We start from the raw sequence: 21855 nt of genomic DNA, 5'->3' as shown, positions 1-21855 counted from the left end.
CGCGAAGCGCAGGGTTTGCGGGCCAAGGGCGGTGGTGACATTCAGAACGCGGTTCAAGGGAGCCTCCTTGCGGGTGAAAACAGCGGCCAGCAACGAAAACGGGCAACTCGTTTACCTCTGCGGACCCGCGAGAAGCACCGGTCCCGAGGCGTAAAAGCGCGATATTACCTTGAGATCGCGCGAGACGCTGCCAACTGGATCGCTGTTTGTCGGTTAGGCAAAGGCCGTCGGCGTGTACCTCGACTCCGACAACCAGGACGCCATCTTTCTGCAATGAAACATACATAGGGTGCGCGAGGAGGGAAAAACGGGCTTCAACGGGAGCGCCACCGGTACTCCAGTCCCTGGATTTTAGGCTGGCGCACTTCGTGCATCGGTTCTGATGTCAAGCGGGAGGAAAGGCGCCCAAAAATGCAGTTGATAAGCGTCTCCGGCCCGTCAAAGTCGGTAGCTGGCACGGAAGGCCACGACAGTAGCCTTTTCCTACTTTTCTGCATGATTTGGGCCGAACTTTTTTTCTCGGCCATTGGTCAGGATTAACAGGATCTTTCGCCACATACGCTCTGTAGAGCGCACCGATCAGACCTATGCTCAATTCGCGATGGCGTCGCCGAAGCGGGAGCGATGTACGAGAAAAGGCGTTCGGTCAGCCGGCGCTAGGATCGCAGTCATTGGAGGATGTTATGGGTAATGCCGTTGCGAACATATTGGATGTAGAGCTTGCTTCGCCTCGTCCGCTGATGGCGAACAAGATTAATTTCCGGGTCGAGGCACCTCAGGAAATCAAGAAAAAGATTCTGTTCGTGACGTCCGAATTGTCCGACCTGATCAAAGTCGGTGGCCTGGGCGACGTATCCGCTGCCCTGCCCCGCGCGCTCAACCGTAAGCACGACGTCCGCATCCTGATCCCCGGGTACCGGCAAGTGTTGGAGAGCGGACACCAAATCCGCATCATCGGCAAGCTCAGCGGACACGCCGCGCTGCCCGCCTGCCAGATCGGCCGCATCGACATGGAAGACGGCCTGATCGTCTACGTCCTGCTCTGCCCCGAACTCTACGAACGCGAAGGCTCTCCCTATGGCGACGACAATGGTCGCGACTGGCCGGACAACCACATCCGCTTCGCCCGCCTGGGTCTGGCCGCGGCGGATCTGGCAGCCGGCACCGCCTGCCTGCGCTGGTGCCCCGACTTGGTGCACGCCCATGATTGGCCGGCCGGTTTGGCGCCTGCCTACATGAAATGGCGCGGCCAGCACACGCCCAGCGTGTTTACCATCCATAACCTCGCCTATCAGGGTCTGGCCGATACCCAGTGCAGCCCGGAGCTGGGCCTGCCGCCTGAAGCCAACCAGATCGACGGGATGGAGTTCCACGGCAAGCTGTCTTTCCTCAAGGCCGGCATCGCCTATTCGGATCACGTAACCACCGTCAGCGCCACCTACGCCAAGGAGATCACCACCGAAGCCTTCGGCTGCGGTCTCGAGGGCCTGCTGGCGGTAAAGGTTCGCCAAGGCATGCTCAGCGGTTTCGCCAACGGGATCGACGAGAGCTGGAATCCGCGCACCGATACCCACCTGACCCGCAACTTCGGCATCAACGATTGGGAAGGCAAGCGCGCCAATGCCGATCAGGTGCGCGCGCTGTTCGAGCTGGAACCCAGCGACGGCCCGCTGTTCGCCGTGGTGTCGCGCCTGGTCCATCAGAAAGGTCTGGACCTCACCCAGGAGGTCGCCGAAGCGATCGTTGCCGCGGGTGGCCAGATCGCGGTGATCGGACGTGGCGAACCTGAGCTGGAAGCGGCCATGCGCCGTCTGGCGCAACGTCATCCGGGCAAGATCGGCGTGCACGTGGGCTTCAACGAGACCGACGCGCGCCTGATGTTCGCCGGCAGCGACTTTCTGCTGATGCCCTCCCGCTACGAACCCTGCGGGTTGAGCCAGATGTACGCGCAGCGTTTCGGCTCCCTGCCCATCGCCCGGCGTACGGGCGGGCTGGCCGACACCATCGAGGATGGCGTGACGGGCTTCTTGTTCGACAAATCCACCGCAGAGAGCTACCTCGGAGCGATCCACCGGGCCATCAAGGTTCATGCCTCCCCCGACCTGCTCAACGCGATGCGCTGCCGCGCCATGTCGTCGCCGTTCTACTGGCACCAGTCGGTGGAACCCTATACCAAGCTGTACAGCGACCTGATGGGCAATACGGGCCACGCCGTCGGCAGCATCTGACGAGGGCGTTACCATGAGCGACAACACAGGCTTCTCGGCCCTTCACGGGGCCCAGTGGCTGGGGAACCAGCGCTCGCGGTTTTCCCTCTGGGCACCGGACGCCACGCACGTCAGCGTGGTGCTCGACGAACGAATCCACCCCCTCCACCCGGTTGCCGAAGGCTGGTTCAGCGCTGAGCTGGCCTGCCTGCCCGGCACTCCCTACAGATTCCGCGTGGACGACGAATACGAGGTCCCCGACCCGGCCTCCCGCGCTCAGAGCGGCGACGTCCACGACGATAGCCTGGTCATCGACCACGCTTCCTACGCCTGGCGTACCCAGGGCTGGCACGGGCGTCCCTGGCACGAGTGCGTGCTCTACGAAGTGCATGCCGGCCTGCTGGGGGGCTTCCGTGGCATCGAGGACCGGCTCCCGGCGCTGGTCGAGCTGGGCGTCACCGCCCTCGAGCTGATGCCGCTGAACGACTTTCCTGGGGAGCGCAACTGGGGCTACGACGGCGTGCTGCCTTTTGCCCCGGACTCCTCCTACGGGACCCCGGACGAACTCAAGCACCTGATCGACAGCGCCCATCGCCTCGGCCTGATGGTGTTCGTCGACGTGGTCTACAACCATTTCGGACCGGACGGCAATTACCTGGGCCGTTACGCCAAGGGCTTCTTCCGCCACGACATCCAGACGCCCTGGGGCGACGCCATCGACTTCCGCCGCCGCGCGGTGCGGGACTTTTTCCTGCAGAACGCTTTTATGTGGCTGCGCGACTACCGGGTGGACGGCCTCCGCCTGGATGCCGTGCATGCCATCAGCGAGAAGGATTTTCTCGTGGAACTGGCGCAGCAAGTGCGCAGCGAGTTCGGCGGCGAACGCCACGTGCATCTGGTGCTGGAAAACGAGCACAACGATGCAGGCCTGCTGGAAGTCGGGTTCGATGCCCAGTGGAACGACGACGGCCACAACGTGCTGCATGCCCTGCTGACCGGCGAACGCGAGGCCTACTATTCCGATTTCGTCGACCACGCCACCGACAAGCTGGCGGTCTGCCTGAGCGAAGGCTTCATCTATCAGGGCCAACCGAACCGCCGCGGGGAAACCCGTGGTCAGCCCAGCGCCCACCTGCCGCCCACTTCATTCGTGCTTTTCCTGCAGAACCACGATCAGACCGGCAACCGTGCGTTCGGTGAGCGCCTGATCGCGCTGGCGGATCCCGATGCCCTGCGGGCGGCCACGACCCTGTTATTGCTGTCGCCGATGATTCCACTGCTGTTCATGGGCGAAGAATGGGGCTCGCGAGAGCCCTTCCTGTTCTTCACCGATCATCACGACGAGTTGGCGGACGCGGTGCGCGACGGCCGCCGCAACGAATTCGCCGATTTCGAAGTGTTCGCCGACGAAACCAAACGCGAGCGCATCCCCGATCCCAACGCCGAGCGCACCTTCCAGGCTTCGCGCCCGGATTTCGCCCGCTATTCCAAGGACGCCGAGCACGCCGCCTGGAACGACTTCTATCGGCAACTGCTCGCCCTGCGCCACGGCCGCATCGTGCCCTACCTGCCCGGTTGCCGCCCCCTGGGCGCGGATGTCCTCGCGGACAGCGCGGTATCCGCCCGCTGGCGCCTCGGCGATGGCCGCGTATTGAGCATCGAGGTCAACCTGTCGGCGGCACCATGCGCCCTTTCGGGCGAACGCCACGCCACTCCCCTTTTCATCAGTCGCAACGATGCGTTGCTGGATTACCGTCAAGGCCGGCTCTCGCCGCGCGTGGCCGTGGTCAACCTGGAGGACCACCATGAATGACGACGCGACGCTGATCGGCCTGGCCGAAGCAGCGGGTCTTTCCATCGATTGGACCGATGCCAACGGCCAGGCACAACGGGTGACGCCCGAAGTCCTGCGGCCGCTGCTGGAGTCCCTGGGCTTTGCGGTGGCGAACCCGGCGCAGGTCCAGGACAGCCTGAAGCGTCTGCAAGGAGAAGCCCAGCAAGCCAGCGACCTGCCGCCGCTGCTGGTCGTGGACGCCGGCGAGGCCCATGACCTGGCGGGCCATTTCGCCGCGGGCACGCCGTTCCGCCTGACCCTGGAGGACGGCCGCGAAATCGACGCCCGGCTGGATGCCGAGGGGCGCCTGCCCCCGCTCGCCGATATCGGCTACCAACGGCTCGCCATCGGCGACCGACAACTCAACCTGGCCGTGGCCCCCACCCGCTGCATCGGCATCGACGATCTCACCGGCGAGGCCGGTTCGCGCCTGTGGGGGCTCAGCGCGCAATTCTATTCCGTGCGCCGTACGGGCGACGGCGGTTTCGGCGACACCCAAGGGGTGGAGAGCCTGGCCCGCGCCGCCGCCGGCCGCGGCGCCGATGCATTGGCGATCAGCCCCCTGCACGCCATGTTCAGCGCCGATTTGGAACGCTACAGCCCCTACTCCCCCTCCAGTCGCATGTTCTTCAACATCCTCCACGCCTCGCCGGGCAGCGTGCTCGGCGAACAGGCGGTGGGCCGCGCCCTGGAAAGCTGTGGCCTGGAGGCCGAGCAGGCACGCCTGGAAGCGCTCGAGCTGATCGACTGGCCGGCCGCTTCGGCGATCAAGCTGCGCGTGCTGCGCGCGCTGTTCGAAGACTTCACCCAGGGCGGCAATCCCTTGATGCAGGACTTCGAGGCCTTTCGTGCCAAGGGCGGGGATGCGTTAACCCAACATTGCCGTTTCGAAGCCCTGCACACCATTCGTGCACGAGACGGAGCGCCCAGCGGCTGGCAGGACTGGCCGCAGGCCTTACACGACCCCGAGGGCGCGGAAGTCGCCCGCTTCGCCGACGAGCACAGCCACGAGGTGAGCTTCCATGCCTTTGGCCAATGGCTGATCGCACGAGGCCTGGAGCGTGTCCAGGTGGCTGCGCGCAGCGGCGGCATGCGCATCGGCCTGATCGCCGACCTGGCCGTGGGCGCCGATGGCAGCGGCAGCCAGGCCTGGAGCCGGCAAGCCGAGTTGCTGCCCACCCTGAGCGTGGGCGCGCCACCGGACATCCTCAATCGCGCCGGCCAGAGCTGGGGCGTTTCCGCGTTCTCGCCCACCGGCTTGCGCCGCCACGGCTATCGCGCCTACATCGAAATGCTCCAAGCCAACCTGGCCCATGCCGGCGGCATACGCATCGATCACGTGATGGGGCTGCAACGCTTGTGGGTGATTCCCCAGGGCGCCCCGCCGCAAGCGGGTGCCTATTTGAACTATCCCGTGGAGGACCTGCTGCGCCTGCTGGCACTGGAATCCCATCGACATCAGGCCATCGTCCTCGGCGAGGATCTGGGAACCGTGCCGGAAGGATTCCACGAGCGCATCGCACGGCGCGGCGTCCTGGGCATGCGCGTGTTGCAGTTCGAGCAGCGCCATGGGCGCTTCCTGCCGCCTGGGCAATGGCCGTCAGATGCCCTGGCGACTCCAACTACCCATGACCTGCCGACGATGCGCGGCTGGTGGAAGGGAGTGGATATCGATTGGCGGGAAAAGCTCGGGCAATCCGACGCGGAACAGAGCCGGCGCGATCGCGAGGACCGCGCCCGGGATCGCCAGGCGCTGTTGCAGTCATTCGAGGACAACGGCCAGCCGCGCCCCGCCGAGGACGCCGACGCGGAAATCGTCGACCAGAGCCTGCGCTTTCTCGGCGAGACACCGGCGCCCCTGGTGCTGTTGCCCCTGGAAGACGTGTTGGGCCTGAGCGAACAGCCGAACCTGCCGGGCACCGTCGAGGGCCATCCGAACTGGTGCCGGCGTCTGCCCGGAGAGGCCGCCGAGTTGCTGGACGAGGCCGCCGCGAGCCGCCGACTCGAATTGATCGAACACGCGCGCCGCAAGGCCGCTCAATGAATTTCACGAGTACCGCCCTGTCATGAGCCAATACCCGCGCGCCACCTTGCGCCTGCAATTCCACCGCGACTTCACCCTCGACGACGCCCTCCCCCTGCTGGACTATTTCGCTGCCCTGGGTATCAGCCATCTCTACGCATCCCCCCTGCTCACCGCCCGCGCCGGCTCCATGCACGGCTACGATGTGGTCGACCCGACCCGGATAAACCCGGAATTGGGGGGCGAGGATGCGCTGCGACGCCTCGTGGCCGGCCTGCGCCAGCGCGGCATGGGGTTGATCCTGGATATCGTGTCCAACCACATGGCCGTGGGCGGCGCTCACAATCCCTGGTGGCTGGATGTCCTCGAATGGGGCGTGCGCAGTCCCTATGCCAAGTTCTTCGATATCCAATGGCATTCGCCGGACCCGCTGCTCAAGGGTCAGCTGCTGGTGCCCTTCCTGCGCAGCGATTACGGCGAGGTGCTCAAGGCCGGGGAAATCGTCCTGCGTTTCGATGAGGCACAGGGAGCCCTGTATGCCGAACACAACGAGCATCGCTTCCCGCTGACGCCGCCCAGCTACGGGGACCTCCTGCGGGCCTGCACGGACACCACCCTGCGCGGGCTCGCGGAGGGTTTCGCCGCGCTGGAAAACCGCGACGACGCCTGGCAGGCGGCCGCCGGCCTGCGCGCGGAACTCCAGCGCGCCGCCGCCGAGCCCAGCGTGCGCGGCGCGCTCGAAGCGCGTCTGCGCGCCTATGACGGGCGCGAGGCCGAGGGGTTCGAGCGCATGCACGCCTTGCTCGAGGAGCAGCACTACCGGCTCGCCAGTTGGCGCACCGCGGCGGACGACATCAACTGGCGGCGTTTCTTCGATATCAACGAACTGGGCGGGCTGAGGGTCGAGCGGGCGGAAGTCTTCGAGGCGACCCACGGGAAGATCTTCCAATTGATCGAGGAAGGCCTGGTGGACGGGCTGCGCATCGACCACGTCGATGGCCTGGCCGATCCGCGCGGCTACTGCCGCAAACTGCGCCGCCGGGTCGATGCCCTGCTGGCCAGGCGCCCCGCGGAGGCCCGGCTGGACTATCTGCCGATCTACGTGGAGAAAATCCTCGGCGACGGCGAGTCGCTCCGCGACGACTGGGGCGTGGACGGCACCACCGGCTACGAGTTCATGAACCAGGTGTCCTTGCTGCAACACGATCCGCGCGGCGAGGCCCCTTTGGCCAACCTGTGGAACACCCTCACCGGCAGGCCGGCCGACTTCATGGAGGAGGTCCGCGAAGCCCGCCAACTGGTGCTCAGCGGCTCGCTCGCCGGCGACTTCGAATCGGTGGCCCAGACCCTGCTGCAAGTCGCTCGGGAAGACGTGATGACTCGCGACCTGACCCTGGGGGCGATCCGCCGCGCGCTGATGGCGTTGATCGTGCACTTCCCGGTGTATCGCACATACGCCGGCGCGGGTGGTCGCTCCGCAGGCGACGAGCCCTTCTTCCAGCACGCCCTGGAAGGTGCTCGCGGCCTGCTCGCCGAAGTGGACTGGCCGCTGCTCGATCACCTGCAGGCGTGGCTCGGCGGCCAGCCGCTGCACCAACTTCCGCCGGGCCGGGCGCGCAAGCTGCGCCGCCACGCCCAATCGCGGTTCCAGCAGTTGACCTCGCCGGCAGCGGCCAAGGCGGTGGAAGACACTGCCTGCTACCGCTCGGCGGTGCTCCTTTCGCGCAACGACGTCGGCTTCGATCCCCAGCATTTCAGCGCCCCGATCGAGGACTTCCACCGACATGCCTTGGCCCGTCACGAGCATTTTCCCGGCAACCTGTTGACCACCGCTACCCACGACCACAAGCGCGGCGAGGACACCCGCGCGCGCCTGGCGGTGGTCAGCGAGCGCGCGGCCTGGTTCAACGAGAAAATCCAGTACTGGTATGGCCTCGCCGCGCCCTTGCGCGAAGCCCTCGCGGACGGCAGCGCCCCGGCGCCCGGCGACGAGTTGATGCTCTACCAGACCCTTCTCGCCAGTTGGCCCCTGTCGCTGCAGCCACAGGATGAAGCGGGCCTGACCGCCTACGCCGAGCGTGTCTGGCGCTGGCAGGAAAAAGCCATCCGCGAGGCCAAGCTGCGCAGCACCTGGAACGCGCCCAACGACGCCTACGAACAGGCATGCCGCGCCTTCCTGTTCGGCTTGCTGGAAGGCGAAGCGCAACGCACCTTGCGTGAAGACATCGCAGCGGCCGCGCTCAGCCTCGCGGTACCCGGCGCGCTGAACGGACTGGTCCAGACCCTGCTGCGGATGACGGCCCCGGGCGTGCCGGATCTCTACCAGGGTACCGAGTTCTGGGACTTCAGCCTGGTCGATCCGGACAACCGCCAGCCGGTGGATTACGCCGCCCGCCAAGCCAGCCTGGACCCCGGTCAGACGCCCGCCGGGCTGCTCGCCAACTGGCGCGACGCCCCTATCAAGCAAGCCTTGATCGCTCGCACCCTGCGTCTGCGTCAGACCGCCCCGCTGTTGTTCGAACGCGGCGAATACCTGCCGCTGAAGGTGCAGGGCGAGCACGCCGACAAGGTCATTGCCTTCGCCCGCCGGCAGGAACGGCGCTGGCTCCTGGTGATCGCGCCGCGCCTGGCGGCCTCCCTGCTGGACGAGGTGGCCGAACCCCTGGTCCCGGCGCAGCGCTGGGGCGACACCCGGGTGGAGCTTCCCCCTGCCCTGAGTGGGGAAAATCTCTCGGGACTTTTTTCCCACCACGCAGTCACTATTTTGCAGGGCTCGCTCGCCCTAGCCGAGGTCCTGGCGGACTTTCCGGTCAGTGTTTTGATTTCCGAGTCGTACCCTTCTGAGGAGCAAACAAGATGAGTGCCAAAGAACAACGTATTCGCGAATTCGCCTATCAAATATGGGAATCCGAAGGCAAGCCCCACGGACAGCATGCGCGTCATTGGGAAATGGCGAGGAAGCTCGCCGAGGCCGAGAGCAAGGGTGGCCCCGCGCCCAAGCCGCGCCGCGGTAAGGCTGGTGAAAGTGCCTCGACGGACGCGCCGGCAGCGCCGGCCAAGCGCGCGAAGGCCGCACCCGTGAAGGCCTCCGCGCCGGCCGAGAAGACTTCCAAGGAGCCGGCTTCCAAGCCTGCCGCCGCGGTCAAGCCCCTCGACAAGACCGCCAGCGCGACCAAGCCGCAGGCCGACAAGCCAACTCAACCCAAGAAGCCCAAGGCCGGCGCGGTAAAACCCGTCAAGTGATACCGGGCCAGGGTCCCGCTGATCGGACCCCAGCGCCCCGGAACATCAATGTCCCAGGAGTAGGCATGGAAAAGCGACAAAGCAAGAAAGCAGCGGCGGCTGAAGCCCCCGTACAACCCTCGCGCATTCGCGAAGGTCTGCCGTACCCCTTGGGTGCAACCTGGGATGGCCTGGGCGTCAATTTCGCGATCTTCTCTGCACACGCGACCAAAGTCGAACTCTGCCTGTTCGACAAGACGGGCGAAGTCGAACTGGAACGCATCGAGTTGCCGGAATACACCGACGAAATCTGGCACGGCTACCTGCCCGACGCTCACCCGGGACAGGTATATGGCTACCGCGTGCACGGGCCGTACAAGCCCGAGGAAGGCCACAGGTTCAATCCGAACAAGCTGCTGATCGACCCCTACGCCAAGCAACTGGTCGGCGAATTGAAATGGTCGGAAGCGCTGTTCGGCTACACCATCGGCCACCCCGACGGCGACCTGAGCTTCGACGAGCGCGACAGCGCGCCTTTCGTACCCAAATGCAAGGTGATCGACCCCGCCTTCACCTGGGGCAATCACCAGCCGGTGCGCGTGCCATGGGACCGCACGGTGTTCTACGAGGCCCACTTGCGCGGCATCAGCATGCGCCACCCCTCGGTATCGGACGCCCAGCGCGGCACCTTCGCCGGGCTGATGAACGCCGACGTGCTCAAGCACATCCAGAATCTCGGCGTGACCTCGGTCGAACTGCTGCCGATCCATGCCTTCGTCAACGACCAGCACCTGCTGGAAAAGGGCATGAACAACTACTGGGGCTACAACAGCATCGCGTTCTTCGCGCCCCATCCGCGCTACCTGTCCACCGGACACATCAACGAATTCAAGGAGATGGTCGCGCACCTGCACGACGCTCGGCTCGAACTCATCCTCGACGTGGTCTACAACCACACCGCCGAGGGCAACGAACGCGGCCCGACCCTGTCCATGCGCGGCATCGACAACGCCAGCTACTACCGGCTGATGCCCGATGACAAGCGCTTCTACATCAACGATTCGGGCACCGGCAACACCCTGGACCTCAGCCACCCTTGCGTGCTGCAGATGGTTACCGACTCCCTGCGGTACTGGGCGAAGGAAATGGGCGTCGACGGGTTCCGCTTCGACCTGGCGACCATCCTCGGTCGCGAGCACGACGGCTTCGACGAGCGCCACAGCTTCCTCGTGGCCTGCCGCCAGGACCCGGTGCTGAGCAAGACCAAGCTGATCGCCGAACCCTGGGACTGCGGCCCGGGCGGCTACCAGGTCGGGGGCTTCCCGCCCGGCTGGGCGGAATGGAACGACCGCTTCCGTGACAACGTGCGGAGTTTCTGGAAAGGCGACGAAGGTCAACTGGCGGAAATCGCCAGCCGTCTCACCGCCTCCGGCGACCTGTACAACCAGCGGGGCCGGCGCCCTTATTCCTCGGTGAACTTCATCACCGCCCACGACGGTTTCACCCTGCACGATCTGGTGTCGTACAACGACAAGCACAACGAAGCCAACGACGAGAACAACCAGGACGGCAGCAACAACAACCTGTCTTGGAACCACGGCGTCGAAGGCCCCACCGACGATCCCGAAATCCGGGCCCTGCGGCTGCGGCAGATGCGCAACCTGATGGGCACGCTGCTGCTCGCCCAGGGCACGCCGATGATCGTCGCGGGCGATGAATTCGCGCGTACCCAGCACGGCAACAACAACGCCTATTGCCAGGACAGCGAGATCGGCTGGATCGACTGGAACCTCGACGACGACGGCAAGGCCCTGCTGGCCTTCGTTCGCCATCTGCTGAAGCTGCGCCGGAACTACCCGATCCTGCGTCGCGGGCGCTTCTTCGTCGGTGCCTACAACGAGGAACTCGGCGTCAAGGACGTGAGCTGGCTGGCCCCCGACGGCAACGAAATGAGCTCCGAGCAGTGGGAAGACCCCAATGCCCGCTGCCTGGGCATGTTGCTCGACGGCCGGGCGCAACCGACCGGTATTCGCCGCGCCGGCGCCGACACCACCCTGCTGATGATCCTCAACGCCCATCACGACGTGGTGAATTTCCGCCTGCCCGCGGTGCCCGAGGGCAGCGGCTGGAATTGCCTGGTGGACACCAACCAGGACCTTCCGGATGGGCAGGAGCGTTTCGAGTTCGACAGCGAGTACACGGTCACCGGGCGCTCGCTGCTCCTGCTCGAACTGCATAAGGATGTCTGAGCGATGAGGGAAGTGGGAATGCGCCCCTCGCTATTGAAGGATTTCCTGCAGACTCGCTTTTCCGTTGCACAGCACGATTCACCCGGCACCCTCATGGGCGCCCTGGTCGCGGAGGGCATGGATCGCCTTCCGTACCCGGGCTCGGGGCGCACGCTGGAACGCTGGCAGGCGCTTGCCGAAGTCGCGGGTTTCGATCTGGGCGTGTGCAAACTGTACGAAGGCCACACCGACGCCTTGGCCATCATGGCCGAACTGGGCGCCGAGTCTCCGCCCGCGGGCAGCCTGTGGGGGACCTGGGCGGCCGAACCTCCCCAAGCGAAAGTGTCCATCCGCCCCGATGCGGGTGGTCGCGTTCGCCTGGACGGTCGCAAATCCTGGTGCTCCGGCGCCGCGGTGGTGAGCCATGGGTTGATCACCGCCTGGGACGAAAAGGATCGCCAACAACTGGTCGCCGTCGAACTGGACCAGGCCGGCGTGAGCATCACCGACCAGGGTTGGCGGGCGGTGGGCATGGCGGCGACCGGCAGTGTCGACGTGCTCTTCGAGGACGCCGTCGGCTATCGCATCGGCGATCCCGAGGCTTACCTGCATCGACCCGGTTTCTGGCAAGGCGGCGGCGGTATCGCCGCCTGCTGGTACGGGGCGGCGGTCGCCCTCGCGGAACATTTACGCCAGCAGGGTCGAAGCGAGCCCCATGCCCTCGCCCATCTAGGCTCGGTGGACGCCTGCCTGCAAGCGTGCGGCGCCGCCTTGAGGGCCTGCGCCGCCTGGATCGACGCCAATCCCCATGGGGATGCGCAGCTACCCGCGCGCCGAGCCCGGGCCATTGCCGAGGACTGCGCGGAGCGGGTGTTGCGCGAAACCGGCCGAGCCCTGGGCGCGCAGCCCTACTGTCGCGACCCGCATTTCGCGCGCCTGTCGACCGACCTGCCGGTATTCCTTCGGCAGAGCCATGCGGAACGCGATCTCGCCGCGCTCGGCGAACTCTGCCGCGGGCAGGCAAGCGGGAGCTGGGCATTATGAAAGCCAACCCGATCATCGGCCTGGGCACGCCGAAACAGGCATGGACGGCGTCGCGCCACCTGGCGGAAGTCCCGACCCTGGACATCGGGACGCTGGTACCGGAAGGCGCGCGGGCAGTGATCATCGCGCCACACCCCGATGACGAAATCCTCGGCAGCGGAGGCCTGATGAAACAACTGGTCGACGCCGGCCGCGAATTGCAATTGATCTCGGTGACCAACGGCAGTGCCAGCCATCCCGGCTCGCAGCATTGGAGCCCCGAGCGGCTCAGCGTGATCCGCCCGCTGGAAAGCGCCGAGGCCTTGCGCCGCCTGGGCGTGAACCCGGCCGATCTGCGGTGGGTGCGCGGCGGCTTCCCCGACAGCGGCGTGGCCACCCGCGAACGCGAGTTGCGCGAGTTCCTCGGCCGTTATCTGCAGGCCAAGGATGTGGTGTTCGCCACCTGGTGCGACGACGGCCACACCGACCATGAAGCCGTGGGTCGCGCAGCGGCCGCGGCCGCCCTGGCGGCAGGTGCCACCTTCCACGAAGTGCCGATCTGGGCCTGGCATTGGGCGTCCCCCGAGGACGTCCGGATTCCCTGGGCGCGGGCCTGCAAGATCGTCCTCGACAGCCAGACCCTGGCGCGCAAGCGCCATGCGATGCAGGCCTTCGCCAGTCAGTTGCTGGGCGATCCGCAGATCGGCCTGCCGCCGGTGCTCAGCGCCGATGCCTTGGAGCGTTTGCTGCAACCTTTTGAGGTGGTGTTTCTATGAGCAGCGTAGCGGATGCCTATTTCGAACGGCTCTACGCGGAATGCGACGACCCCTGGTCGTTTCGGGAGCGCTGGTACGAGCGACGCAAGCGCGCCCTGACCCTGGCCGCCCTGCCCCGGGAACGCTATCGGTCGATCTTCGAACCGGGCTGCGCCAACGGCGAGCTGAGCGTGCTCCTGGCACGACGCTGCAAGCACCTCCTGTGCTGCGACACCTCCAGCGCCGCAGTGGACCTGGCGAAGCGACGCCTTTCCAGCGAAGCCCATGCCAGCGTCCGGCAAAGTCGCCTGCCGCAGGATTGGCCGGAGGGCCAATTCGACCTGATCGTATTCAGCGAACTCGGCTACTACCTGGACCGCGCGGACATGCTCGCGGTGATCGAACGGGCACGCGCCAGCCTGACTCCGGAAGGCAGTCTGCTGGCCTGCCACTGGCGTCCCGCGATCGAAGGTTGTCCGTTGATCGGCGACGACGTCCACGCACTGCTGGACCAGCATCTGGGCATGCCACGGGTGCTGCGTCACGAAGAACCCGATCTGCTGCTGGACCTGTGGTCGCGGGACCCGATGACCGTGGCGCAGCGGGAAGGCTTGCGAGGGGAGTCCGTATGATCGGCATCGTGATACCCGCCCACAACGAAGAAGAGCTTCTCGGCGAGTGCCTGCGGGCCGTGCTGCGCGCCGCGGCGCATCCCGGCCTGGAAGACGAGCGGGTCGAGGTGGTCGCGGTGCTGGACAGTTGCACCGACCAGTCCGCGACCATCGCCGAGGCCCATGGCGTATTCGTCATCGAGGCGCAGGCTCGCAACGTCGGCCAGGCCCGGGCCCTGGGCGCGGATTTCCTGATCGACCGCGGCGCGCGCTGGATTGCCTGCACCGACGCCGACAGCCGGGTCGCCGAGGACTGGTTGGTGGCGCAACTGGCCCTGCAAGCCGACGCCGTCTGCGGCACGGTGCGCATCGAGCACTGGCATGGCCTGCCCGAACAGGTCCGGGTGCGCTACGAATCGGCTTATGAGCAACGCGACGGCCATCGCCATATCCACGGCGCCAACCTCGGCGTCAGCGCCAGCGCCTACCTTCAAGCCGGAGGCTTCCAGCCCCTTTCCGCCCACGAAGACGTGGAGTTGGTACGTGAACTCGAGCGTTGCGGGGCCTGTATCGCCTGGAGCAGCGCGCCCCAGGTGTTCACCAGCACCCGTTTGGACTGTCGCGCCACCGGCGGCTTCGGCGATTACCTGAAGACGCTGTTCTGAGGACGCCGCAGGCGCGCCGATCCGCGCCAAACCCACCCTCCTCGCCTCGATCTCCCGCTTTTTCGCGCACGCAGAGGGTATGCCGCTGACAATCGGCCGGAACCCTCTCCATTCCCTTCCAGTCGGAAAAGAAAGCCCCAGAGCAACGCACACCGCGCTCGGCTCGCCCGATCGATGGCGGGAAACCCTGGCGAGTGGGCATCGCTACCCGATGTATCCGGACGAAGAAGTGGAGCGCATTGTCGGCCGATGACTGACCTTCAACCTTATCGATCGCCAGGCTGCGGGCAACCCAGCCATTCGGCGCCAGGCCCTGCGCGGCGCACGGGTGCGCCCGACTCGTCCGCAGCGCGGCGCCATTCGCTTCATCGTCAGATACTGCGCACATCCGCCAGGACCACCCCGCCCCCGCGGCACATCGCTACTTCCCCGGTAACCGATCACTTGGCCATGGTGGCCAAGGCTCGCACCCGGAACCCTCCCAACGCCTGTGTTCGCCCGTCGCGACAGGCCATGGAATCCCGCAGACAGGGAGACGCCGAATGACCTCCGCACCACCACTCGCTGCCTCGGTGAACGCCCCGGCCGGGGAGCCCCTTCGCGCCCTGCGCATCCTCACCGTGAACACCCACAAGGGCTTCACCTCGTTCAACCGGCGTTTCATCCTCCCGGAATTGCGCGAGGCGGTCCGCAGCGTATCGGCGGACGTGGTCTTCCTCCAGGAAGTCCATGGCACCCACCAGCGCCACGCCTCTAGACATGCCGACTGGCCGCCGACCCCGCAGTACGAATACCTCGCCGACAGCATGTGGAGCGATTTCGCCTACGGCCGCAACGCCGTCTACCCGGATGGCGATCATGGCAACGCCCTGCTGTCGAAATTCCCCATCGTGCGTTACGAGAATCACGACGTGTCCATCAGCGGGCCCGAACGCCGGGGCCTGCTGCACTGCGTGCTGGCCATTCCCGGCGGCGGCGAGCTGCACGCCATCTGCGTGCACCTGGGCCTGCGCGAGGGTCAGCGCTTGCAGCAGATGCACCTGCTGTGCCGGCTGCTGGAAGACGTTCCCGCCGATGCACCGGTCATCGTCGCCGGCGACTTCAACGACTGGCGCCTGCAAGCCGACAAGGTGCTCGCCGACGGCGCGGGCCTGAAGGAAGCCTTCGTCGCCGAGCGCGGCATGCCGGCGAGGAGCTTCCCGGCACGCTGGCCGTTCCTGCGCCTGGACCGGATCTACGTGCGCAATGCCACCAGCCATGCACCGGAAGTCCTGGCGAACCGTCCCTGGTCGCACTTGTCGGATCATGCACCACTGGCGGTCGAGGTACGGTTATGAGCTTCAGTTGGCAAGAGGGCAACCGCATCCGGTTGCTGGAGAACGGCGAAGCCTTCTTCCCCCGAGTATTCGAAGCGATCGGCGAGGCACGCAAGGAAGTCCTGATCGAGACCTTCATCCTCTTCGACGACAAGGTCGGCAAGGCCTTGCAGGAAGTCTTGATCGCCGCTGCCCGGCGCGGCGTCAGGGTGGAAATCAGCCTGGACGGCTACGGCTCGGCGGAGCTCACCCTGGAGTTCCTCCGCGAGCTCACCGAAGCCGGCGTGAAGGTGCACTTCTTCGACCCGCGCTCCAAGGTGCTGGGCATGCGCACCAATCTGTTCCGCCGGCTGCATCGCAAGCTGGTGGTGATCGATGTGGAGCGCGCCTTCATCGGCGGCATCAACTTTTCCGCCGACCACCTGGGCGACTTCGGCCCGGAAGCCAAGCAGGACTATGCGGTGGAAGTCGAGGGACCGGTGGTCAGCGACATGCATCGCGCCGCCCTGCTCATGCTGGCCAACGGCGCCCAACCGAAGAAGCGCTGGTGGCGCCGAGTCCGCGCCACCGCGCCGGCGCGGGCGCAGAACAGCGGCCACAAGGGCGACGCTCGTGCCCTGCTGGTGGTGCGCGACAACGTCAATCATCGTAACGACATCGAAGAGCATTACCTGAAGGCGATCCGCTCGGCGAACTTCCGCCTGATGATCGCCAATGCCTACTTCTTCCCCGGCTATCGGTTGCTGCGCGAATTGCGCAATGCCGCGCGCCGCGGGGTGAAGGTCACGCTGATCATGCAGGGGCAACCGGACATGCCGATCGCCAAGATGGCCGCGCGCATGCTCTACAACTACTTGCTGCGGGATGGCGTGCAGGTCTACGAATATTGCCAGCGTCCACTGCACGGCAAGGTGGCGCTGGTCGATCATGAATGGTCCACCGTGGGCTCCAGCAATCTCGATCCGCTGAGCCTGTCGCTGAACCTCGAAGCGAACCTTGTGATCCGCGACCACGCCTTCAACCAGCACCTGTACGAGCGGCTGCAACAACTGGCGGCCGAGCACTGCAAGAGCATCAGCCTGGAAAAAATGGTGCAAGGCTATTTCTGGCGGGCGCCACTGGTATTCCTGATCTTTCACTTCCTGCGCCATTTTCCGGCCATCGCCGGTGTACTGCCCGCCCACTCGCCGAAGCTGAAACCCTTCCGCCTGCCGGACGAGCTTCCCGCGGAGGCCGCCAAAAGTGTGCTGCACGAACCCGAGAAGACCACCTCATGAAAGCGACGACGGCGGGCTACAACCGGGCGCAGCCCCAGGATGGCGACGACGCTCCGTCTGAAGGGCGGACGAAGGGTAAGAAGCGCTTCGTCCTGCTCAAGCGCATCCTTACCCTCGGGTTCTTCATCCTGGTGGCGGTGCTGTTCTACATGCTGGCGAAAAAACTCGACTGGCAGGAAGTGATGACCACCCTGCGGGAATACCGCCCGCAGACCCTGTTACTGGCCGCCGCGGTGACCCTGCTCAGTTATCTGGTCTACAGCGCGTTCGACCTGCTCGGCCGCCTGTATTCCGGGCATCATTTGCCGGCCAGGCAGATATTGCCGCTGACTTTCGTTTGCTACGCCTTCAACCTCAACCTGGGTTCCTGGGTCGGCAGCATCGCCTTCCGCTACCGGCTCTATTCGCGCCTGGGACTGGATAACGGCCAGATCACCAAGGTGCTCAGTTTCAGCCTGCTCACCAATTGGCTGGGCTACATCCTGCTCGCCGGGGTGGTGTTCGCCATGCGCCTGGTGGAATTGCCGGAAGGCTGGAAGATCGGTACCGATACGCTGCAACTAATCGGCTTCGGCCTGGTGGCCGCCGGTGTGGGCTACCTGCTGGCTTGCCGCTTTTCCAAGCGCCGCACCTGGACCCTGCGCGGCAAGGACATCAGCCTCCCCTCGCTGCGCCTGGCCCTGGCACAGGCCGCGCTGGGTGCCGCCAACTGGGCGCTGATGGCGCTGGTGGTGGCGGTGCTGCTGCCCAAGGTGGGCTATCCGACGATCCTGGGGGTGTTGCTCATCAGCAGCATCGCCGGCGCCATCACCCATATTCCTGCGGGGCTGGGTGTAATCGAAGCGATTTTCATCGCCATGCTGAGCCATCAAGTCTCCAAGGGCGGGATACTCGCGGCGCTGATCGGCTATCGGTTCATCTACTTCCTGCTGCCGCTGGTGATCGCCACCGTGATCTACCTGGTACTGGAAGCACGGGCGAAGAAGCTGCGCCAGAAGAACATCGAGACCAAGAAGACCGTGGCGGAGCGCGATACGTCGCAGAACGCCTGAGACACTCGAAAGGCCCACGTCACCCTGGGCCTTCGGTTTTCCGCCTGGCTCACGCCAGCGTGAGCGCGATCCGGCCCCGCTTGGGGCCGCTCTCCATGTAGCGATGCGCTTCGACCGCCTCGTCGAAGCCGAACACTCGGTCGATGGGCGGCTGGAGCAGACCGTCGCGGGTGAGCTGGTTGATATGCGCCAGCGCCCGTGCCACCGACTCGGGATTCGACTCGATACCCAGCTCGGGATGGCCGGTGAAATCCAGCAGGCAATGCCGGTAGAACTGCAGGTGTTTCTTGAACGCCGCGCATGCCGGGAAGCTCGCCTCGTTGCCCCCGTTGAGTCCGTAGAGCACCAGTTTGCCGCGCGGTGCGGCGATGTCGCCGAGCAGGGACATCTGCTGTCCGCCACAGGCATCCAGCACCACTTCGACGCCGCGCTTGTCGGTGTATTTCTCTATTGCCAGGACCAGGTCCTGCTCCTCGGTCACCACCACCTTGTCCGCGCCGAGCGCTTCGAGAAACGCGCGGGCCTCGGGATCCTGGGTCGACGCGATCACCTCGGCGCCCAACGCCTTGGCCAACTGCAAAGTCTGGGGCGCGAAGCAGTTGCTGGCCTCGGTGATCAGCACCCGCTGGCCGGCCTTCAGCCCGGCCAGGTCGACCAGCGCGAAATAAGCCAGCAGCAGCGGTGCGTAGTGCACGCTTGCCTGCACCGGCGAGAGCGTATCCGGGTATCGGGTCAGTGCACTGTGCGGCATCAGCATCAGGTCGCCGTAGGCCGGATAGCGGTTCGCGGTATTCGCCGGAAAGCTCGCCACCGCCATGCCCGGTTGCAAATCGTCCACGCCCGCGCCCACGGCCTCCACCAGCCCCGCCAGCTCATCGCCGACGCCGGCCGGCAGATGAGCCTGCTCGGGCGCGAGATTCTGCCGCCAGAGAATGTCTTTCCAACTCACACCGATGGCCTGAACCCGTACCAGCACTTCGCCGGCACCCGGGGTGGGGGTCGGCAGTTCTTCGTACTGGAGCACGTCGGCAGGGCCGAATCGGTGAAAACGGATGACGCGGGACATCGCACACCTCACCTGTCGCTTAATCATGGCCATGGACTTTATCCGGGCTTCGCCGGCAAGACCACCCGCCGCAGCTGATAGTCGTCATGCCTGGCAGTGATCGCCTGTCGGATAAGGCCCCCACGACGCACTCGGAGACGCGGTTTCGCCCGGCATGCCGACCGCCACCCTACCACGACGCGCCGCTTGACGCCCGACCGCTCCAAGCTTCAGCCTCTTGCGCTTGGGCCACCCCGACCGAGTGCCGAACGGATGAATCGCAACGACCTGCGCCGACTCGACCTTAACCTGCTGATCGTTTTCGAAACCCTGATGCACGAGCGCAGCGTGACCCGCGCCGCGGAAAAGCTGTTCCTCGGTCAACCGGCGATCAGCGCGGCCCTCGCCCGCCTGCGCGCGCTGTTCGACGATCCGCTGTTCGTCCGCACCGGACGGAGCATGGAGCCCACCGCGCGGGCCCAGGAAATCTTCGGCCTGCTGTCGCCGGCGCTGGATGCGATTTCCACCGCGGTCAGCCGCGCCGCCGACTTCGACCCGCCGACCAGCACCGCGGTGTTCCGCATCGGCCTGTCCGACGATGTCGAATTCGCCCTGCTGCCACCGCTGTTGCGACGCCTGCGTGCCGAGGCACCCGGCGTGGTGCTGGTGGTGCGCCGGGCCAACTACTTGCTGATGCCGAACCTGCTGGCCTCCGGGGAGATTTCCGTGGGGGTGAGCTACACCGACGAGCTGCCCGCCAACGCCAAGCGCAAGACCCTGCGCCGCAGCAAAGGCCAGGTGCTGCGTGCCGACTCGGTGCCCGGCCCGCTGAGCCTGGACGACTACTGCGCGCGTCCCCACGCCATGGTGTCCTTCGCCGGCGATCTCAACGGCTTCATCGACGAAGAGCTGGCGCAACTCGGGCGCAGCCGCAAGGTGGTGCTGGCGGTGCCGCAGTTCAATGGGCTGGGCACATTGCTGGCGGGGACCGACCTGGTGGCGGTGGTGCCGGACTACACGGCCGCCGCGCTCACCGCCGCCGGCGGCCTGCGCGCCGAAGACATGCCCTTCGAGTCGAGGGCCTTCGAATTGTCCATGGCCTGGCGCGGGGCTCAGGACAACGATCCGGCGGAACGCTGGCTGCGTTCGCGCATCCAGATGTTCGTCGGCGACCCCGACAGCCTCGCCTGAACGCGGCGCAACCCGCGCGGCCACACGCTCCCGAGCAGGAAATCACTGTCAGTGATAGTCATTTTCATGGCATTCGATTCGTGACGACGGACACCGCACAGCAGACTCCGCCCACTCAGAACAACGACTGGCGGAGCACAGCATGGAACAGTCATACCCCTTTTTTCGACACTTCCCCCTGGCCCTGGCGGCCATGCTGGTCCTCAGCGCCTGCGGCAAGACTCCGGACAACGCGCAAAGCGCGCTGCCGCCGGCCAAGGTCAGTGTCGCTGAGGTCATCCAGCAGCCGGTAAACGAATGGGACGAATTCAGTGGTCGTCTCGAAGCCCCGGAATCGGTGGAAATCCGCCCGAGGGTGTCCGGCTTCATCGACAAGGTCGCCTTCAGCGAAGGCACTCTGGTGAAAAAGGGCGACCTGCTGTTCCAGATCGATCCGCGTCCTTTCGAGGCCGAGGTCAAGCGCCTCGAAGCGCAATTGCAACAGGCCCGCGCCAACCTCACCCGAACCAACAGCGAAGCCAATCGCGGCGAACGCCTGCGGCAGAGCAACGCGATTTCCACCGAACTGGCCGACGCCCGCGTCAGCGCCGCGCAGAAGGCCCAGGCGGCGCTGGCCGCGACCCAGGCGCAACTGGACGTGGCACGCCTCAACCTCGGCTTCACCCGGGTCACCGCGCCCATCTCCGGCCGCGTCGGCCGTGCCGAGGTCACCGCCGGCAACCTGGTCAACGGCGGCGAATCCCTGCTCACCTCGCTGGTCTCCACCGATAAGGTCTATGCCTACTTCGACGCCGACGAGCGGGTCTTCCTCAAGTACATCGAAGAAGCCCGCCGCGCCGGCACCGACGCCCGCGGCGCCAGCCCGGTCTACCTGGGCCTGAGCAACGAGGAAGGCACCCCGCACCTGGGCCAGTTGGACTTCCTCGACAACCAGGTCAACCGCCAGACCGGCACCATCCGCGGCCGCGCGGTCTTCGATAACCGCGATGGCCAGTTCACCCCCGGCCTCTATGCGCGGATCAAACTGGTCGGCAGCGCCACCTACGATGCGGTCCTGATCAAGGACGCCGCGGTGGGGACCGACCTCGGCAAGAAGTTCGTGCTGGTGCTGGGCGGCGACGGCAAGGTCGGTTACCGCGCCATCGACCTGGGGCCGAAGCTGGAAGGCCTGCGCATCGTCCGCAGCGGCCTGGCGCGCGGCGAGAAGATCGTGGTCAACGGCTTGCAACGGGCGCGGCCCGGCATGCCGGTGGACGCCCAGGACGTCCCCATGGCCGAGGCCGACACCCTGGCCGCCCTGCAGAAGCAACGCACCGCCGTCGGCGCCGCCGAAGACCTGCGCCTCGCCAAGCGCAACGCCGGAGGCAATCCGGGCAGCTAGCGCCTCGCCTTGCCTCCCGTCCATG

Annotated in this window: 16 protein-coding genes; 15 read left to right on the top strand and 1 reads right to left on the bottom strand. The window is 66.0% G+C overall.

Features of this window, described 5'->3' with window-relative positions; genetic code table 11:
• The first annotated feature begins 587 nt into the window (after nt 1-587).
• The 13 genes from glgA to OGL92_RS17115 all read left to right on the top strand — a co-directional run bounded on the left by glgA (nt 588) and on the right by OGL92_RS17115 (nt 18213).
• On the top strand, nt 588-2228 hold the full coding sequence (gene glgA, locus OGL92_RS17175; protein ID WP_263145820.1) for a glycogen synthase GlgA: 1641 nt from the start codon (nt 588-590) through the stop codon (nt 2226-2228).
• Nucleotides 2229-2241: 13 nt separating this feature from the next.
• Complete coding sequence (treZ, locus tag OGL92_RS17170) at nt 2242-4020, top strand: malto-oligosyltrehalose trehalohydrolase (RefSeq protein ID WP_263145818.1); 1779 nt, start codon at nt 2242-2244, stop codon at nt 4018-4020.
• A complete protein-coding gene (gene malQ, locus OGL92_RS17165; protein WP_263145816.1) occupies nt 4013-6085 on the top strand; it encodes a 4-alpha-glucanotransferase in 2073 nt (690 codons plus the stop codon). The genes treZ and malQ overlap by 8 nt, the downstream gene beginning before the upstream one ends.
• A gap of 22 nt (nt 6086-6107) precedes the next feature.
• Entirely contained in the window at nt 6108-8924 is a 2817-nt protein-coding gene (locus OGL92_RS17160) for a malto-oligosyltrehalose synthase (protein WP_263145814.1), read from the top strand.
• The gene (locus OGL92_RS17155; protein WP_263145810.1) at nt 8921-9307 is read left to right on the top strand and encodes a DUF2934 domain-containing protein; all 387 of its coding nucleotides are present in this window, start codon (nt 8921-8923) and stop codon (nt 9305-9307) included. The genes OGL92_RS17160 and OGL92_RS17155 overlap by 4 nt, the downstream gene beginning before the upstream one ends.
• A 65-nt stretch (nt 9308-9372) precedes the next feature.
• Complete coding sequence (glgX, locus tag OGL92_RS17150; protein WP_263145806.1) at nt 9373-11535, top strand: glycogen debranching protein GlgX; 2163 nt, start codon at nt 9373-9375, stop codon at nt 11533-11535.
• 18 nt (nt 11536-11553) lie between these two features.
• Nucleotides 11554-12558: an acyl-CoA dehydrogenase family protein gene (locus OGL92_RS17145; RefSeq protein WP_263145803.1), complete on the top strand. Its 1005-nt coding sequence runs from the start codon at nt 11554-11556 to the stop codon at nt 12556-12558.
• Nucleotides 12555-13313, top strand: coding sequence for a PIG-L family deacetylase (locus tag OGL92_RS17140; protein ID WP_263145801.1), 759 nt, complete (start codon nt 12555-12557; stop codon nt 13311-13313). Before OGL92_RS17145 ends, OGL92_RS17140 begins: the two co-directional genes overlap by 4 nt.
• Complete coding sequence (locus tag OGL92_RS17135; protein ID WP_263145799.1) at nt 13310-13924, top strand: class I SAM-dependent methyltransferase; 615 nt, start codon at nt 13310-13312, stop codon at nt 13922-13924. The genes OGL92_RS17140 and OGL92_RS17135 overlap by 4 nt, the downstream gene beginning before the upstream one ends.
• The gene (locus tag OGL92_RS17130) at nt 13921-14568 is read left to right on the top strand and encodes a glycosyltransferase (protein ID WP_263145796.1); all 648 of its coding nucleotides are present in this window, start codon (nt 13921-13923) and stop codon (nt 14566-14568) included. The genes OGL92_RS17135 and OGL92_RS17130 overlap by 4 nt, the downstream gene beginning before the upstream one ends.
• Before the next feature lie 542 nt (nt 14569-15110).
• Nucleotides 15111-15905 carry an endonuclease/exonuclease/phosphatase family protein gene (locus OGL92_RS17125; protein ID WP_263145794.1) on the top strand — a complete coding sequence of 265 codons (795 nt, stop codon included), beginning with the start codon at nt 15111-15113 and terminating at the stop codon, nt 15903-15905.
• Entirely contained in the window at nt 15902-17161 is a 1260-nt protein-coding gene (clsB, locus tag OGL92_RS17120; RefSeq protein ID WP_263145791.1) for a cardiolipin synthase ClsB, read from the top strand. Before OGL92_RS17125 ends, clsB begins: the two co-directional genes overlap by 4 nt.
• Nucleotides 17158-18213, top strand: coding sequence for a lysylphosphatidylglycerol synthase domain-containing protein (locus OGL92_RS17115; protein WP_263145789.1), 1056 nt, complete (start codon nt 17158-17160; stop codon nt 18211-18213). The genes clsB and OGL92_RS17115 overlap by 4 nt, the downstream gene beginning before the upstream one ends.
• A gap of 49 nt (nt 18214-18262) precedes the next feature.
• Here OGL92_RS17115 and OGL92_RS17110 read toward each other — a convergent pair whose 3' ends face one another.
• Complete coding sequence (locus tag OGL92_RS17110; protein WP_263145787.1) at nt 18263-19279, bottom strand: zinc-dependent alcohol dehydrogenase family protein; 1017 nt, start codon at nt 19277-19279, stop codon at nt 18263-18265.
• Nucleotides 19280-19531: 252 nt separating this feature from the next.
• Here OGL92_RS17110 and OGL92_RS17105 point away from each other — a divergent pair, with 252 nt between their 5' ends.
• On the top strand, nt 19532-20449 hold the full coding sequence (locus OGL92_RS17105) for a LysR family transcriptional regulator (RefSeq protein WP_263145784.1): 918 nt from the start codon (nt 19532-19534) through the stop codon (nt 20447-20449).
• 142 nt (nt 20450-20591) lie between these two features.
• Complete coding sequence (mexE, locus tag OGL92_RS17100) at nt 20592-21830, top strand: multidrug efflux RND transporter periplasmic adaptor subunit MexE (RefSeq protein WP_263145782.1); 1239 nt, start codon at nt 20592-20594, stop codon at nt 21828-21830.
• Nucleotides 21831-21855: the final 25 nt, after the last annotated feature.

Origin of the sequence: Pseudomonas sp. RIT-PI-AD, from assembly GCF_025642785.1 — a bacterium.
In the GTDB taxonomy this organism is placed as follows: domain Bacteria; phylum Pseudomonadota; class Gammaproteobacteria; order Pseudomonadales; family Pseudomonadaceae; genus Pseudomonas_T.
This window is presented reverse-complemented; position numbering and strand designations above follow the sequence as displayed.